General features: G+C 41.7%; 13 protein-coding genes. 6 read left to right on the top strand and 7 right to left on the bottom strand.

Annotated elements, in window-relative coordinates; genetic code table 11:
• Nucleotides 1-11 precede the first annotated feature (11 nt).
• From EL079_RS06455 to pflB, 3 genes are all read right to left on the bottom strand, one after another.
• Nucleotides 12-461, bottom strand: a complete 450-nt coding sequence (locus tag EL079_RS06455; protein ID WP_003027068.1) for a threonine/serine exporter family protein — start codon at nucleotides 459-461, stop codon at nucleotides 12-14.
• Between the two features lie 3 nt (nucleotides 462-464).
• Nucleotides 465-1,241, bottom strand: a complete 777-nt coding sequence (locus EL079_RS06450) for a threonine/serine exporter family protein (protein WP_003033010.1) — start codon at nucleotides 1,239-1,241, stop codon at nucleotides 465-467.
• Between the two features lie 100 nt (nucleotides 1,242-1,341).
• The gene (gene pflB, locus EL079_RS06445) at nucleotides 1,342-3,657 is read right to left on the bottom strand and encodes a formate C-acetyltransferase (protein ID WP_003032996.1); all 2,316 of its coding nucleotides are present in this window, start codon (nucleotides 3,655-3,657) and stop codon (nucleotides 1,342-1,344) included.
• 248 nt (nucleotides 3,658-3,905) lie between these two features.
• Between pflB and dinB the strand changes: the two genes are divergently transcribed.
• A complete protein-coding gene (gene dinB, locus EL079_RS06440) occupies nucleotides 3,906-4,973 on the top strand; it encodes a DNA polymerase IV (protein ID WP_003032972.1) in 1,068 nt (355 codons plus the stop codon).
• 36 nt (nucleotides 4,974-5,009) lie between these two features.
• On the opposite strand, the gene recD2 is transcribed toward dinB, so the two are convergent.
• From recD2 to rnhC, 3 genes are all read right to left on the bottom strand, one after another.
• Nucleotides 5,010-7,364, bottom strand: a complete 2,355-nt coding sequence (recD2, locus tag EL079_RS06435) for an SF1B family DNA helicase RecD2 (RefSeq protein WP_003032958.1) — start codon at nucleotides 7,362-7,364, stop codon at nucleotides 5,010-5,012.
• A gap of 381 nt (nucleotides 7,365-7,745) precedes the next feature.
• Nucleotides 7,746-8,360: a signal peptidase I gene (lepB, locus tag EL079_RS06425; RefSeq protein ID WP_003033014.1), complete on the bottom strand. Its 615-nt coding sequence runs from the start codon at nucleotides 8,358-8,360 to the stop codon at nucleotides 7,746-7,748.
• Nucleotides 8,361-8,363: 3 nt separating this feature from the next.
• The gene (gene rnhC, locus EL079_RS06420; protein ID WP_003032992.1) at nucleotides 8,364-9,254 is read right to left on the bottom strand and encodes a ribonuclease HIII; all 891 of its coding nucleotides are present in this window, start codon (nucleotides 9,252-9,254) and stop codon (nucleotides 8,364-8,366) included.
• Between the two features lie 85 nt (nucleotides 9,255-9,339).
• On the opposite strand from rnhC, the gene EL079_RS06415 reads away from it, so the two are divergent.
• The 5 genes from EL079_RS06415 to trxA all read left to right on the top strand — a co-directional run bounded on the left by EL079_RS06415 (nucleotide 9,340) and on the right by trxA (nucleotide 14,590).
• On the top strand, nucleotides 9,340-9,645 hold the full coding sequence (locus tag EL079_RS06415) for a hypothetical protein (protein ID WP_003026418.1): 306 nt from the start codon (nucleotides 9,340-9,342) through the stop codon (nucleotides 9,643-9,645).
• On the top strand, nucleotides 9,642-10,190 hold the full coding sequence (locus EL079_RS06410; RefSeq protein WP_003033009.1) for a CvpA family protein: 549 nt from the start codon (nucleotides 9,642-9,644) through the stop codon (nucleotides 10,188-10,190). The genes EL079_RS06415 and EL079_RS06410 overlap by 4 nt, the downstream gene beginning before the upstream one ends.
• Nucleotides 10,191-10,250: 60 nt before the next feature.
• The gene (locus tag EL079_RS06405; protein WP_003032994.1) at nucleotides 10,251-12,581 is read left to right on the top strand and encodes an endonuclease MutS2; all 2,331 of its coding nucleotides are present in this window, start codon (nucleotides 10,251-10,253) and stop codon (nucleotides 12,579-12,581) included.
• 67 nt (nucleotides 12,582-12,648) lie between these two features.
• On the top strand, nucleotides 12,649-14,067 hold the full coding sequence (locus EL079_RS06400) for a C69 family dipeptidase (RefSeq protein WP_003032960.1): 1,419 nt from the start codon (nucleotides 12,649-12,651) through the stop codon (nucleotides 14,065-14,067).
• Between the two features lie 208 nt (nucleotides 14,068-14,275).
• A complete protein-coding gene (gene trxA, locus EL079_RS06395; protein ID WP_003032965.1) occupies nucleotides 14,276-14,590 on the top strand; it encodes a thioredoxin in 315 nt (104 codons plus the stop codon).
• 860 nt (nucleotides 14,591-15,450) lie between these two features.
• On the opposite strand, the gene sstT is transcribed toward trxA, so the two are convergent.
• Entirely contained in the window at nucleotides 15,451-16,665 is a 1,215-nt protein-coding gene (gene sstT, locus EL079_RS06390) for a serine/threonine transporter SstT (RefSeq protein ID WP_026248199.1), read from the bottom strand.
• Between the last annotated feature and the right edge of the window lie 43 nt (nucleotides 16,666-16,708).

Raw genomic sequence — 16,708 nt, 5'->3', positions numbered from 1 at the left:
TTCTTGTTGAATTACGAAGAACGGTGTTTTTGCAGATAATGGTAGAGTCTGAGCACCACCGTGCCACTTGCCATTCCAATTGAAATGACCAAGGCTAAAATCACTACCAAGGTAGCATTAACCATAGCATGACTATAATCTCCAGTGACAAAAAAGGCGGTTGTACGATAGGAAAGGTAGCCCGGAACCAGAGGAGCCAAAATAGCCAAGATAAAGACGACCGCAGGCGTTTTGTAGAGAATGCTCAACACTTGACTAATGCAAGATCCGATAATAGCTGCGATAAACGTAGCAATAATCACATTTGTTGGACCTTTTAATACATAATACAAAAGCCAGATGAACATTCCAAGGATTCCTCCTGGAATGAGCATGCTTTTTTGAACATTTAAAACGATTAAGAACATTACAATTGCAAGAAAACTTGCTGCAGCTTGTAGTAAGACAGTCAATGGATTCACCTTTTATTTCATTAAGACGAGAGCTACGGAAGTGCCAGCTCCGAGTGCCAAAGTGATCAACAGCGTTTCAAAGATTTTGCTCATTCCGGAGTTGAGATGATTGGTCATCAAATCACGCACGGCATTGGTCAGAGCAATACCGGGAACAAAAGGCATGACAGCACCAGCGATGATTAAGTCCGCACTGGAAGGAAAGCCAGAATAGCGCGCCCAGATCTGTGCCAGCAGACCAAAAATAAAAGCTCCGGCAAAAGCTGTGACAAAAGGAATGCGCACGTATTTATTGACCGAAAGAGAAAAGGCAAAGCCAAAGAAGGTCGCAAGAGCAGCTCCGAGTGCATCATAGAGATTGCCACCAAACATGATAGAGAAAAAAGGGGCACTAATAGTAGCAGCTAGCGTTAGCTGTTTATTTGTATAAGGCGTTTTTTTCTTTTTTAGCTGGGCTAATTTCTCAAACGCTTCTTCAAGAGTGATATCTCCACTAACCAGTTCACGTGATACTTGATTGACATCACATACTTTTTCAATATTATAATTTGAGTGAGTAATCCGTTTCATACGCGAAATATTGGTGTTTTCAATTGAAAAGAAAATGGCAACTGGCATTGCGAGTGCATTACAATTCATAATTCCTTGAGAATGAGCAATCCGAATCATGGTATCTTCAACCCGATAAATTTCAGAACCACTTTGAAGCAGAAGCGTACCTGCTAACATCAGGACATCAACAGTCAGATTAAATTTGTCTTCCCTTTCTATATCTCTTTTCTCCACCATCTGTACACCCTTTTCTTTTAACTAACAATACCTCTATTATAGCATAAAAAAGAAGAAAACCAGCTGGAATTTCCAACTGGTTTTTGAGAATAGAATTGAATTAGCTAAGGGCATCATCCATTGAAAGCACTTCGTGGAAGACACGTTGAGTCAATTCAGTTTTTTGTTCTTTAGTAAGGTATTTGGTATTGACACAGTAACCTGAGATACGAACGATAACATCTTCACCATTCATAATCTTATCATAGACATCTTTAAGATCCATAACGTTCAAGTTGACGTGTTGACCACCATTTTCAAAGTAACCGTCAAGAATCGTTACCAAGTTATCTACCTGTTCTTCGCGCGTTTTACCAAGAGCACGAGGTGAAACTTGTGTCGTCAATGAAATACCGTCTGCTGCATAGCCAAAGTCAAGGCTGGCTAGTGAGTTGAGATTTTGCAACCAACCACCACGAGCTTTGTTAGAAGGGTTTGCACCTGGTGAGAAGAATTCCAATTTAGACAAGTTAACACTGCCGTCTTCATTGAGATAAACCCCTTTGTGAACTGGAGAGTTACCAGTTTGTTTAGAGTAAGCAACGTTTGAAGTGATCGTCAAGAGTGATACAGTTGCTTCAGCGTTCTTGTAAAGTCTGTGGCTACGAAGACGAGTTGTGTAGGCTTCAATCAACCATTCGGCCAATTCGTTTGAGCGAGGGTCGTCTTCACCCCAACGTGGGTAGTCACCAGTTGTTTCATAGTCGTAAATGTAGCCATTTTCATCGCGAATTGGTTTAACAGTAGCATATTTGATAGCAGCTAATGTATCAACAGTATTGGCAAATCCACAGATACCAAATCCCATGTTAGCACGTTGATGTGTAGGCAAAAAGGCCATTTGAACAGCTTCGTAGTTGTACTTGTCTGTCATGTAGTGAATGATGTTCAAAGCATCTACATAAGTGTCTGTCAACCAATCAAGTGATTTTTCAAAGTTTGCTTTAACAGACTCAAATTCAAGTACTTCGTCGCGGATAGGGTCAATATCAAATACCTTGTAGTCTTTGTGAACATCGTCGTAACCACCGTTCAAACCAGTCAAGAGAGCTTTAAGGACGTTTACACGAGCACCGAAGTATTGGATGTTGTGGCGTTGTTCTTCATTTTCTGGGTCAAGCGGAGACACACAGCATGAAATACAGCTCATTTCACCGTAACCATCTTTAGCCATTGTAGTCACACCTTCATATTGAATAGAAGAGTGTTTGTGACTCATGTGCATGCAGTAATGACGGAATGCATATGGTAATTTATCTGTCCAAAGAACTGTCAAGTTTGGCTCTGGTGAGTTACCGATATTGTCCAATGTATTCAAGAAACGGTAGTCCATTTTTGTCACACGGTGACGACCATCATTTCCCATACCCGCCATAGACGTTGTGATGAAGGTTGGGTCACCTGAGTAGAGTTGATCGTATGCTTTTGTACGAGCAAATTTTACAGTACGAAGTTTCAAGACGAAGTCATCAACAAATTCTTGGATTTCTGATTCTGTGAAAGTACCACGGGCAAGGTCGCGTTCTGCATAAATGTCAAGAACGATTGGCACACGTCCAAGTGAAGTAGCGGCACCATTTACGACACGGCAGACAGCCATGAAAGCGATATTCACCCATTGAATAGCTTCTTTTACGTTCATAGCAGGTCTACGAACATCAAGACCGTAAAGGTCACCTAGGCGAACGACTTCTTTCAATGATTGGTATTGAAGGTTGACTTCTTCGCGAAGACGAATAGTTTCTTCATCAATGTCTGTCAAAGCATTCCAATCTTCGACTTTTTCTGCCATCAAGTAATCTGCACCGTAAAGAGCAAGACGTGCGTAAACACCAATGATACGTCCACGTGAATAAGCATCTGGCAAACCTGTTACAGTGTGTGCGTGACGTGCACGACGGATATTTGTTGTGTAGGCACGGAAAATACCGTCATTTACAGTTGTTACGTATTTTGTGAAGATTTCATGCATCTTAGGATCTGGTTCATAGCCATGTTCCTTCAAAGCAGTTTCCGCCATACGGATACCACCTTTTGGCATGAAGTTCAATTTGAACAATTCATCATTTTGGATACCATAAATCAATTCATTATCTTTGTCAATATATCCAGCTGGAATATCAGCGATTGAAGTAGCACGTGTATCCATTGGGAAACGTGTTTCTTCATAATGTGCTTTTGTATCTTCGATAATTTTTTTAATGTGAAGAGAGCGTTCAGTTGGACCAGCTAAGAAACTTTCATCTCCGTCATAAGGAGTGTAGTTTGCCTGTACAAAACGAGATACGCTAGCTTTTTCGCGCCAATCTTCCCCTTTGAAGCCTTCCCAGGCTTTGTCAAAAATATCCTGTGCTTCGACAACAGTTTTAACAACCATGTTTTTTCCTCTTGTATCTTTCTAGTAACACAAATCTGTTACATTTATAAAATAAGTATATCATATAGTAATCGTTTCCACAAATGGAATCTGGTCATAAAAGCACTTTCTTTTATAATACAGATTAAAAAATCAGCGTAAATTGTATTATATTTTTGAAAAAATCAGCATATTTTCAAATATTTTGGAAAAAATGATAAAAATTGTATAATGGAGGAAAGAAAAGAGTCAAGAAAGGAGCTGTATTGATGTTAATTTTTCCCTTAATCAATGATACATCTCGGAAAATCATTCACATTGATATGGATGCCTTTTTTGCCTCTGTAGAAGAAAGAGACAACCCAGCACTAAAAGGCAAGTCGGTTATCATCGGAGCTGACCCTCGCTTGACAGGCGGACGAGGCGTTGTTTCGACTTGCAATTATGAGGCACGAAAGTTTGGTGTTCACTCAGCCATGAGCTCCAAAGAAGCTTATGAGCGTTGTCCACAGGCGATTTTCATTTCGGGAAATTATGAGAAATATCAGGCAGTCAGTCAGCAAATTCGAGCCATTTTTAAACGATATACAGATGTGATTGAGCCAATCAGTATTGATGAAGCCTATCTGGATGTGACCAAAAATAAGTTAGGTATGAAATCTGCTGTCAAGATAGCCAAGCTAATCCAGCATGAGATATGGACAGAGCTTCATTTGACCAGTTCTGCTGGTGTGTCCTACAATAAATTTTTGGCAAAAATAGCTAGTGACTATGAAAAACCTCACGGTTTGACGGTTATTTTGCCAGAAGAAGCAGAAGCCTTTCTCTCTCAAATGGATGTGGCAAAGTTTTACGGTGTTGGAAAAAAGACGGTGGAAAAGCTGCATGATATGGGCGTTTACACAGGAGCAGATTTATTAGAAATTCCTGAGATGACCTTGATTGACTTGTTTGGTCGATTTGGATTTGACCTTTACCGCAAGGCAAGAGGCATCAGCAATTCACCAGTAAAAGTCAACCGTATTCGTAAGTCTATCGGCAAGGAAAGAACTTATGGGAAATTGCTCCATAACGAAGACGACATAAAAAAGGAGCTGACCCTTTTATCACAAAAGGTAGCTCGTAGTTTAAAAAAGCATGGAAAATCTGGTAGGACGATTGTTCTGAAGATTCGCTATGCGGATTTTTCAACATTGACAAAAAGGCATAGCTTAGCGACAAGAACGCAAGATGCGGAGCAGATTGAGCGCATTGCACATGAGATTTATGATAGCTTGGACGAGCAGACAAAAGGTGTGCGTCTTTTAGGAGTGACAGTAACAGGATTTGGGATGTAAAAAAGTTTGGGATGGGGAGTTCCAAACTTTTTTCTATCATTCTCCAAAAACACTTTGAATATCTTCATCCGTTATTCCAATCATGGGGTTAATTTTCAAGAAATTTTCCTCAGACAAGACATAGTTTTCCACAGTTGTTTCCAAATTATCCACAGAAGTGTGTATAACTTTTTCATCATTGATCAGGTCTGAAAAGCGTTGGATTAGATAGGTATTGCGAGCTGTGCCAGTGTTTTTGACAGCAAAGTCAAAGGCAGACTTTTCCCCAAGAAGAATCAATTTGCTCTTGGCACGGGTGATAGCAGTATAGATAAGATTGCGTTGCAGCATACGGTGGCTGCTGGATGTAATCGGTAAAATGACTACAGGAAATTCACTACCCTGAGATTTGTGGATACTCATAGCGTATGCCAGACGAATTTTATACCATTCACTGCGTTGATAAACAATCTCATTGCCGTCAAAGTTGATAGTCAATTCGTCCTGTTTAGAGTCCGTATATTTTGCTGGCAGCAAATCGGTGATATAACCCAAGTCACCGTTGAACACATTGCTTTCCGCATCATTGACCAGATGAATCACCTTGTCGCCTTGTCGGTATTGGCAATCCGTTGCTTCAAAGACGAGTTGTTCTTTTTCGGCAGGGTTGATTAGATTTTGCATGAGTTGATTGATGTGGTCAATCCCAGCCTGTCCGCGGTACATAGGCGCAAGTACCTGCACATCTTGAGCTGGAATGCCACTGCGGATAGCAGCTTCTACAATACGTTCAATCATCTGCGGAATATGTTCACTACGCGCTTCAAAATAAGAACGGTCAGCCTTTTTTTCTATAAAATCAGTTGGCAGGATGCCTTTTTGAATCTGACTGGCTAAGGTAACGATAGTGGAATCTTTGCTTTGTCGATAAATTTTTTCTAATTTGGTCTGTGGAAGAAGAGGGATTTTCAGTAAATCTGCCAGCACTTGTCCGGGGCTGACAGAAGGCAGCTGATCAGCATCTCCGACAATTAGGAGTTTGGTGTTTGATGAAATGTTGCTGAGGAGTTGATTGGCTAACCAAGTATCTACCATTGAAAATTCGTCGACAATAATAAAGTCTGCGTCCAAATAATCATCTAAATGGCTAGTGTCATCGTCTCCTGTCATGCCTAAATGCCGATGAATCGTAGCGCTTGGAAGCCCTGTTAATTCATTCATGCGTCTGGCAGCACGCCCAGTCGGAGCTGCTAGAAGGATAGGCAAATCGTGAGATTTACGCAAATCCAACCCATTCAGCAGAGCGTAAACAGCAATGATTCCATTGATGACGGTCGTTTTTCCCGTTCCGGGACCACCCGTTAGGATAAAAATTTTGTGATTGATAGCGTCACAAATCGCTTGTTTTTGAATCACATCATAGGAAATGGCAAACTCAATTTCGATTTGGGTAATAGCAGCTTCGATTTTTTTCGGTTCAAATTTGTTTTGCTTCCCTTTTTCTAAAATGCGTAGGAGACTGCTGCGAATCCCTTCTTCGGCAAAAAAGAGACTGTTTTCAAAAATCTTTGTATCAACATTTTGAACTTTATCTTCTTCAATCAAATGTGCCAGCTCATCCGCAACAGAACTTGAGTCTAACTCAATCTGACGAGAACTTTCGAGGAGCTCAATCGTGCCCTCTAGCAATTCCTTAGCTTCAAGATAGGTGTCGCCTTTTTCCATGGACTGGATTAGAAGTGTGTGGAGTAATCCTGCACGGAAGCGCTCTGGAGCGGTACTTTCAATTCCTAAGCTTTGCGCCAGTTGGTCGGCAATTTTAAATCCTATTCCTTGAATATCTTCCACTAACTGATAAGGATAGTGTTCGACAATTTCGAGAGTCTCTTCTTTGTAAAAATCTTGAATCTGAAAGGCAAGCTTGTTCGGGATACCGTATTCAGATAGCTTGGCAAGGATTCTCTCGGTGCCATAATTTTGTCTTAGTTTTGTGAGAAAGGCTTCACGGTTTTTAGCAGAAAGACCTGCAATATCCTTTAATTTTTCTGGCTCTGCTAAGACTTTATCAATCGCGTTGTCGCCATAGAGATCCACGATTTTTTGCGCTGTTTTTACACCAATCCCTTTAAAATGGTCGCTTGAAAAATATTTGACTAAGCCTTTGCTGGTTGGCTTTGCACGCTCATAGCGTGTTATTTTGAGTTGTTCACCATATTTAGGGTGTTGCACGAGATTTCCCCAAAAAGTGTAGTCTTCGCCCTCCATAATATCCGCCATGGTGCCCGTGACAATAATCTCAAAATCATCAAAATCTGCATCGGTGTCGTCAATATCTAACAGCAGAATCCGAAAGAAACTGCTGGGATTTTCAAAAATAATGCGTTCAATGGTGCCTGAAAAGTAAAATTCCATCATCTTCCTGTATTAATGTTAAAAGAATGGGAGTGGGGCAGAACTAAAAATTGAAAATTTTTAGTTCGTAGTCCCACCCCCGCAAGGGTGCTTAAACAGTTATCAAGCTGTTTAAGGTTGCAGATGAAGAAAACGAAGTTTTCGTCAAAGGTGCTCTTCCGAGCTTGAAAAGCGAACAGCTTTGATACTTGCTTCGCAAGTTTTATCTGCCACCTCAAAGCAGTGCTTTGAGCAATCACGGTGGCTTGCCATGCAAGGCTGATTTCCCGCCTTCAACAATTCACTAAATTGTTGAAGCTGCGTTATTCGTTTATTCCTAAATCTGATAGGCTGGAACACTTTTTACCCAGCTCCAACGAATCAAAATAGACTTGTTTGGGATTAGAAAGTGCCGATTCTATTCAAAGGCCAGAAACGGAATTTTGCTTCGCCCTGCAATTGATTGGCTTTAAATGTTCCCACCTGACGGCTGTCTTTTGAGACAAGACGGTCATCTCCTAAAAGCAGGTATTCGTCTTTTGGAACTTCAATGGTAAAGCTAGTGTTCCCATTTGCATCCTGCGTAAAGGCTTGAGCTTTATCTGCTAAAGACTGAAAGAAACTGTTATAGGAATAGGTTGCCTGCAATTTATCATCTTTAAACTTCGCGAGGTAATTTTTAAGATAAGATTCGTTGGTCTTTTTGCCATTTACATATAGTTGGTCGTTTTCGTAGCGGATAGTGTCTCCAGGAAGACCAATCACCCGCTTGACAATTTGCTTAGTTTTTCCATCTTCGTCTTTTTCACTTGCAACGACAATATCAAAGCGATTGACAGGCAGGTGTTTGACAACGAATAGATATTCTCCATTAGCTAAGGTTGGATCCATTGAATGCCCGTCAACCTTGACAGGAACCCAAAGAAAAGCGCGTGATAAGAAAAGAACGGCCATAAAGAGGATAAAAAATCCCCATTCTTTCATAAATTTTGAAAAAGTAGTTGATTTTGTTTGCATAACTTACCTTTCTAGAAGTTTCTTCGCTTTTTCAGTATTTTTAAAATGCAGTTTTGCACTCGCTTCTAAGCCTTTTATGCCGTAGGCTTGAAGAAGCTGACTTGCGATTTTATCGGACTTTGCTCCTGCTCCACTGGGCAATTCATAGCCGAGCTCTTGACTTAAATTTTCAAGATTTTCTAAAAAGAGGTCACGGGCAATCATGGAGCTGACTGCTACGGCTAAGTATTTTCCTTCCGCTTTTTCCTCTAAAGTGAGAGGATTTGAGAAATGATTGCGTTCCTGTTTGACGTATTTCTGATAATTTTTGTCACTTGTGAAGGCATCAATAACAATTTTTTCTGGCTGCACTCCCGTTTGCAAGAGCAGATAAATGGCTTGATTGTGAAGAGCAACCTTGACAGACACCGCATTGTAGCCAGAAGCAATGACTTCGTTGTATTTTTGGGGGGACAATAGCAGAGCTTGGTGCTGAATCTTTTCCTTTAACAAAGGAACAATTTGCCTGATTTTCTGGTCTGTCAGGCTTTTAGAGTCATCAACTCCTAGCTTTCGTAGAAACCTATGCTGTTCTGGTGTGACAAAAGATGCCACAACAGCAAGTCCGCCGAAATAAGAACCGTTGCCGACTTCATCTGTCCCGATAAGAGGACAATTTTGCTGAGGAACTGTCGTTTCTTCTCTGGAAGACTGATAGCCAAAAAATTGTGCTGCCTGCTCTGCGTTTTTTCCTTGGAAGAGGACTTTTCCTGAAGTGTAGATGGAGGCAGTTGCCTTATCAAGCTTAAAAAGGTAACGAATATAAGGATTTTTACTAGAAACAAGCTGTGCCTGATAATAGGCGACAAAATCTTGAATTTGTCTCTCACTGGGTTGCAAGGTAATACTTTCCATATTGCTATTGTACCATAAAAGTTATAAATTTCTTTAAAAACTGACAAATTCGCTTCCTTTTGGTATAATATTTTGAGGTGATTTTATGGCAAACTTAAATCGATACAAATTTACTTTCGGAAAGAAGAGTGTAACCTTAACAACAGAACACGATAATTTATTCATGGAAGAAGTTGAAAAGGTTGCAACAGAAAAATATCACGCAATTAAAGAGAAGATGCCTGCGGCAGATGATGAAACATTAGCTATTTTGCTGGCAGTCAATAGTTTAGCGACGCAATTGTCACGTGAGATTGAGTTCGACGACAAGGAGCAAGAGCTGGAAGAACTTCGTAAAAAAGTGTTAGAAGCCAACAAGCAAAAGGTTAGTGAGCAAGAGGGGACCCTATGATTTCATTGGTAATTTTGCTGATTTTGGCTTGGAGTTTTTACATTGGCTATTCGCGTGGGATTGTTTTGCAGGCTTATTATACTGTTTCGGCGGTTATTTCAGCAATTATTGCAGGGCAACTGTACCAATCTCTAGGTGAACAAATCAATCTTTTAGTTCCCTACGCTAGTGCACAGGAAGGAACATTTACCTATTTCTTTCCCAGCAGCCAATTGTTCCAGTTGGACAAGGTTTTTTATGCCGGTCTGGCTTATCTAGTCATTTACACGATTGTTTATAGCATAGCCCGTTTTATTGGGATTTTTATTCACTTGGTGCCAAACAAGAAAGCCAATGAGCGTTGGTACAATGTTGCTAGTGGTGCTTTAGCTGTTTGCGTCACTTTATTTGGAATTCAAATGCTGCTGACCGTTTTAGCAACGATTCCCTTACCACTTGTTCAAAATCATCTCAATGCCAGTGGTCTAGCTCGATTTATCATCAGTCACACACCAATTACTTCAGGAATGTTGAAACAACTCTGGGTGACCAAAATCATCGGATAAATACAAAGACTCAGTTGGTGGTGCTAGCTGAGTTTCTTTTTCATCAGGAAAGATAAGAATATGAATAGAAAAATTTTAGAAACGTTAGAATTTGGGAAAATCAAGGCGCTCTTTGAACCCTATCTTCTGACAGAACAAGGGTGCTTGGAATTGCAACAGTTGTTCCCGTCCAATAAACAAGAAAGGCTGGAGACAGCATTCTTAGAAATGACGGACATGCAGCAGATTTTTGTACAGCATCCACATTTCAGTCTGGCTGCGACCCAAGACATTATGGGCTTGACCAAGCGCTTGGGGCTGGAAGGCGACTTAAACATTGAAGAATTTCTCGCTCTGAAGCGGGTTCTGGCTGTCACGCAAGAATTGACTGATTTTTATGAGGATTTGGAAAATGTTGAGTTGCAAAGATTGAATCGGCTTTTTGAAAATTTGGTTTCTTTTCCGAGCTTGCAAGGAGCGTTGCAGGCTATCAATGAGGGCGGATTTGTTGAAAGTTTTGCTAGTGATAATTTGGCTCGCATTCGCCGAAAAATTCAAGAAAATGAAGTTCAAGTGAGAGATATTTTGCAAGATATTCTCAAAACCAAGGGCGATATGTTAGCAGATCAAGTAGTAGCCAGTCGAAACGGTCGCAATGTTTTGCCGGTCAAAAATACATTCCGCCATCGTATCTCAGGCGTGGTGCATGATATTTCTTCTAGTGGAAACACGGTGTATATCGAGCCGCGGGCGGTGGTCAATCTCAATGAAGAAATCACCAATGCACGGGCAGACGAGCGCTATGAAATTTTACGGATTTTGCAAGAATTATCAGAACGCATTCGCCCGCATGCTGCTGAAATTGCCAATAATGCTTGGATTATCGGACATCTGGACTTTGTTCGAGCTAAGGTGCGCTTTATGCAGGAGAGAGGAGCGGTAGTACCGAAGCTGTCTGACCGTCAGGATATTCGACTGCTCCATGTTGCTCATCCTCTGATAGAAAATGCAGTAGCTAATGACCTGTACTTTGCGGCAGATTTGACTGAGATTGTCATTACGGGTCCGAATACAGGCGGAAAGACCATTATGCTCAAAACCCTAGGCTTGGCTCAGCTTATGGCACAGTCTGGCCTGCCTATTTTGGCAGATGAAGGGAGCCGAGTGGGAATTTTTGACCAAATCTTTGCGGACATTGGAGACGAGCAGTCTATTGAGCAGAGCTTATCGACTTTCTCTAGCCACATGACCAATATTGTTGCCATTTTAGAGCAGTCAGACGAAAATTCTTTGGTGCTTTTGGACGAGCTTGGAGCTGGAACCGACCCGCAGGAGGGTGCAGCTCTTGCTATGGCAATTCTTGAAGACTTGCGACTGCGACAGGTCAAGACAATGGCAACGACCCACTATCCAGAGCTTAAGGTCTATGGGATTGAGACTGAGGGAGTGCAAAATGCCAGCATGGAGTTTGATACAGATAGCCTAAGACCGACTTATCGTTTTATGCAGGGAGTGCCGGGTCGCTCCAATGCTTTTGAGATCGCAAGGCGTTTAGGCCTGTCTGTTAGAGTGGTCAAGGATGCTCAAGAATTGACTGATACGGACAGCGATGTTAATCGCGTTATTGAACGCTTGGAAGAGCAGACCTTGGAAAGCCGCAAGCGGTTGGATAATATCCGAGAGGTGGAGCAAGAAAATCTCAAATTTAACCGCGCTCTTAAAAAGCTCTACAACGAGTTCAATCGGGAAAAAGAAACTGAGCTAAATAAGGCAAGGCTGGAAGCGCAGGAAATCATTGATGTGGCGCTGACCGAGAGTGATACGATTCTCAAAAATCTACATGCTAAGTCCAGTCTCAAACCGCACGAAATTATTGAAGCTAAAGGTCAGCTGAAAAAATTGGCTCCTGAAACGGTGGATTTGTCGAAAAACAAGGTGCTGAAGCAAGCCAAAAAAGCACGGAAACCAAAAGTGGGAGACGATATTCTGGTGATTAGCTACGGTCAGAGAGGCACGCTTGTCAATCAGCTCAAAGACGGTCGCTGGGAAGCACAAGTTGGGCTCATCAAAATGACCTTGGAGGAAGCAGAGTTTAACCTGCTCAAAGCTGAAAAAGAACAGCCTAAGAAAAAGCAGGTCAATGTGGTGAAACGGACGACAACAAGCGGACCAAGAGCCAGATTGGACTTGCGAGGCAAGCGCTACGAAGAAGCCATGCAAGAGCTGGATGCCTTTATTGACCAAGCCTTGCTCAACAATATGGCGCAGGTAGACATTATCCACGGGATCGGGACGGGCGTCATTCGCGAAGGCGTCACCAAATATCTCCGTCGCAATAAGCATGTCAAGAGTTTTGGCTATGCACCGCAAAATGCTGGGGGTAGCGGAGCAACTATTGTGGTGTTTAAGTAATGCAGAGTTGGCGAACAAAGCAAAATTGTTCAGGATAAAAAAGAAAGAATGAAGAGAGGAAACATTTATGAGACAAAAAGGAATACAAGATTCTTGTACAACGATTCTGGTTGGGAAAAAAGCGAGTTATGACGGTTCAACTATGATTGCACGTACAGAAGATTCACAAAATGGTGTATTTACGCCCAAGAAATTTATTGTTGTTAACCCAGAAGATCAGCCGCGGCATTACAAGTCTGTACTATCAAGCTTTGAGATAGATTTGCCGGACAATCCAGTTCGCTACACCAGTGTACCGGACGCTCTTGCAAAAGACGGGATTTGGGGTGAAGCTGGTATCAATGTTTACAATGTAGCCATGAGCGAGACAGAGACGATTACCACGAATAGCCGAGTGCTGGGAGCAGATCCTTTGGTGGTGACTGGTATCGGAGAAGAAGACATGCTGACCTTGGTGTTGCCTTATATCAAAACGGCGCGTGAGGGTGTGTTGCGTTTAGGGAAGATTCTTGAAGAATACGGCACCTATGAGTCAAACGGGATTGCCTTTTCTGACGTGAATGAAATCTGGTGGTTGGAGACAATCGGTGGACATCATTGGCTAGCTCGCCGGGTGCCCGATGACGCCTATGTAACCAATCCGAATCAGCTGGGAATGGATTATTTTGAGTTTGACAATCCCGAATATTTCCTCTGTGATCCTGATTTGAAAGACTTTATTCGTCGCAATAATTTGAATCTCAACTATGACGGGGAATCTTTCAATCCGCGCTATGCTTTTGGTAGCCAGCGTGACAAAGACCGCCATTACAATACACCGCGTGCTTGGGATATTCAGCGTTTTCTCAATCCAGAAATTGAGCAAGACCCGCGCTCCTTTTTCCTTCCTTGGTGTCAAAAACCCTACCGTAAAATCACGATTGAAGATGTCAAGTATGTCCTTAGCAGCCACTACCAAGACTCTCCTTATGACCCTTATGGCTTAGAAGGCAGTCATCACAGTCAGCGGACCTTCCGCACGATTGGGATTAACCGCACAAGTCAAACATCTATCTTGCAGTTGAGACCCAATAAACCACAGGAAACGACGGGCATCCAATGGTTGTCCTATGGCTCTATGCCTTACAATACAGCCGTGCCTTTCTTTACCCAAGTCTCTACAACACCAGCCTACTTTGCCAACACGACGGACAAGGTTTCGACGGATTCCTTCTACTGGACCAATCGCTTAATTGCAGCTTTGGCTGACGCGCATTTTTCTAGTCATCTGGGAGATTTAGATGATTATCAGGAAATGACTATGGCTTTGGGACATGAAATGCTAGGGCGTGTGGATTGTGCCTTGGAAAAAGGAGAAATAGTTGACTTTGAAGCAGAAAATCAAGCTCTAAGCGATAAGATTCAAGAAGCAACGGACCAACTTCTGAATAAAATCCTGCTAGACGCCAGCAATCTGATGACCAATCATTTTTCTTTGAGCGACTAACTCCGTAGCACATTCTGCCCCTACAAATGCTTCGTCTCAAGTAATTGCTAACGAATAGAAGTTCGTTTTTGGAAAATTATTGAATACTAATCTGCGGAGGAGTTTTTCGCTCCGTAGCAAATATTTTGCAAATGCTTCCTTTTAGTGTAGAATGATGTCAAGAAATGAAATAGAGCGATGACATTGGTCATCGTCAGAGGAGAACAATATGGTAGCAGCAGTTACAGATGCAAACTTTGCAGAAAAAACAAAAGACGGACTTGTCCTCATTGACTTTTGGGCAGCATGGTGTGGTCCTTGCCGCATGCAGGCACCGATTTTGGAAAAATTAGCCGAAGAAGTGCATGAAGACGAATTGAAAATCTTCAAAATGGACGTGGACGCCAACCCAAATACACCAAGTGAATTTGGAATCATGTCAATCCCGACCCTCATCTTCAAAAAAGACGGGCAAGTGGTGAAGCAAGTTGTTGGTGTTCATACCAAAGAACAATTAAAAGCTATTGTAGCCGAATTGAGCTAAAAGAGAACGAGGCTGGGACAAAAGTCCGACCTCAAATATAAAAAGCGAACAAAACTAGTTTTCTGGTAATCAGAATTCTGCTTTGTTCGCTTTTTGCATTTAATTATAGATTTGAAGGGCTTAATAATTAAGATTTTTAAAAATTGAAATCTTTTTGTCCCAAACTCTTTCTCTTTTCAAGATTAGAAGAGTACTTTTGACGAAAATTCGTTTTCATCAGTCACTACCTTTTTGCTAATAGATCAATACACTAATAGGTGCTATAATGAAAATGAAGAAAGATTGTTTCAATCAGAAAGGACGATTAAATCCTGGGAACATTTGGAATAGTAGCTGTATTCGTCATTGTTGTACTCTTATTCATTTGTATCTATCTTCTTTTCAAAGTTATCTTCAAAAAATAAAGTTAGAAGTTAAGTAGGAAATAATTACAAACGGGACAATTTCATTTCGTCCTCGCAGCTGACAAGGCAAACTGATTGTCGTTCACTCCGTCCGGCGGACGAGATAAACTTCTTTTGGTTCATGCTGTCAGCCGGGCGGACGGAGTAAACCAAAAGTAAGGGAGATTTTCCGCCGGGCGGACGAAGCAAACGAAAAGTAGTTGAGGTCATCCGCCGCGCTGACGGAAAAAGGAGAAGTCATTGAAACGGTCACTTTAAGTGACAAGTAAAAAAGGAAAGAAGGAATTTATGAAGCAAGAAAAGCTCATTGGACTTAAACTTAGTAATCTTCCTTTCCGTGCTCAATAACAGCCGCAAGCACTATGCGGATATCCTTGCCCGTCGCAAGGGCAAAGAGCCTAAAGCAGAATTGGGTTAATTAAAAAATGAGGTTGGGACTTTTCCAACCTCATTGTATTACGCTTTTTTCCTTTTTCCCCAAACACTTTTTTCTGCAACTGCAGTAAAGAGCGCATCCGTTGAGGAATTGAGCGCCGTTTCACAGGAATCTTGGATAACTCCAATGATGAATCCTACCCCAACGACTTGCATGGCAACATCATTTGAAATACCGAAGAGACTACAAGCAACAGGAATGAGCAAAAGAGAGCCACCTGCCACCCCGGAAGCGCCACAAGCAGAGATAGCGGCGACAATACTGAGGATTAATGCTGTCGCAAAGTCAATCGAAATGCCTAATGTATTGACTGCAGCAAGGGTGAGCACATTGATGGTAATAGCTGCTCCAGCCATGTTAATAGTGGCACCAAGAGGGATAGAAACGGAATAAGTATCTTTGTTGAGTCCTAGTTCTTCACAAAGTTTCATGTTGACAGGAATATTAGCAGCTGAACTACGTGTGAAGAAAGCTGTCACACCACTGACTTTTAAACACCGCAAAACAAGTGGGTAGGGATTTTTTCTCATCAGAACAAAGGCAATGAAAGGGTTGACGACCAGAGCTACAAAAAGCATGATAGCGATTAAAACTGCTAATAAGCTGCCATAGTTAGCCAACACCGCCAACCCTTTGTCAGAAATCGTCTTAAAGACCAAACCAAGAATTCCAAAAGGAGCCAGATTGATAATCCATTCAACGACCTTAGAGGTTACACTTGCCATAGTTTGCAAAAGCTCTTTACTGCTTTTGCTGGCTTCACGCATGGCAAGTCCAAATACCACAGCCCAAGATAATATTCCAATATAGTTTGCGGTGATGAGAGCATTGACTGGATTGTCCACTACTTTGAGCAATAAATTACTGAGGACTTGCCCAATCCCATCTGGTGGTGTAATCTTGGTCTTTGACGCTGTGAGTGTGATGTGTAAAGGAAAAAGGTAGTTAGCTAGCACTGCGACTAAAGCTGCTGAGAATGTTCCCAAAAGATACAAGATAATGATAGTTTTCATGTTGGTTTCTTGCCCTTTTCGATGTTGTGATAGAGCATTGGTCACCAAAGCAAAAACCAACAGTGGAGCAATGCCCTTTAAGCCACCAACAAATATATCTCCCAATAAGCCAATTGCTGACAGCTTAGGACAGGTCAAGCCGAGGACAGCCCCTAATGCAATCCCGATAGCAATACGCTTAATCAAACTAGATTTTTTCCAAGCCAAAACTATTCTTTTCATATCATATAATCCCTTCATGATCATAATGTCTCCCATTATAGTA

This window comes from Streptococcus anginosus (assembly GCF_900636475.1).
Taxonomy (GTDB): domain Bacteria; phylum Bacillota; class Bacilli; order Lactobacillales; family Streptococcaceae; genus Streptococcus; species Streptococcus anginosus.
The sequence above is the reverse complement of the archived record's forward strand: the minus strand, read 5'-3'. Positions and strand labels throughout refer to the sequence as shown.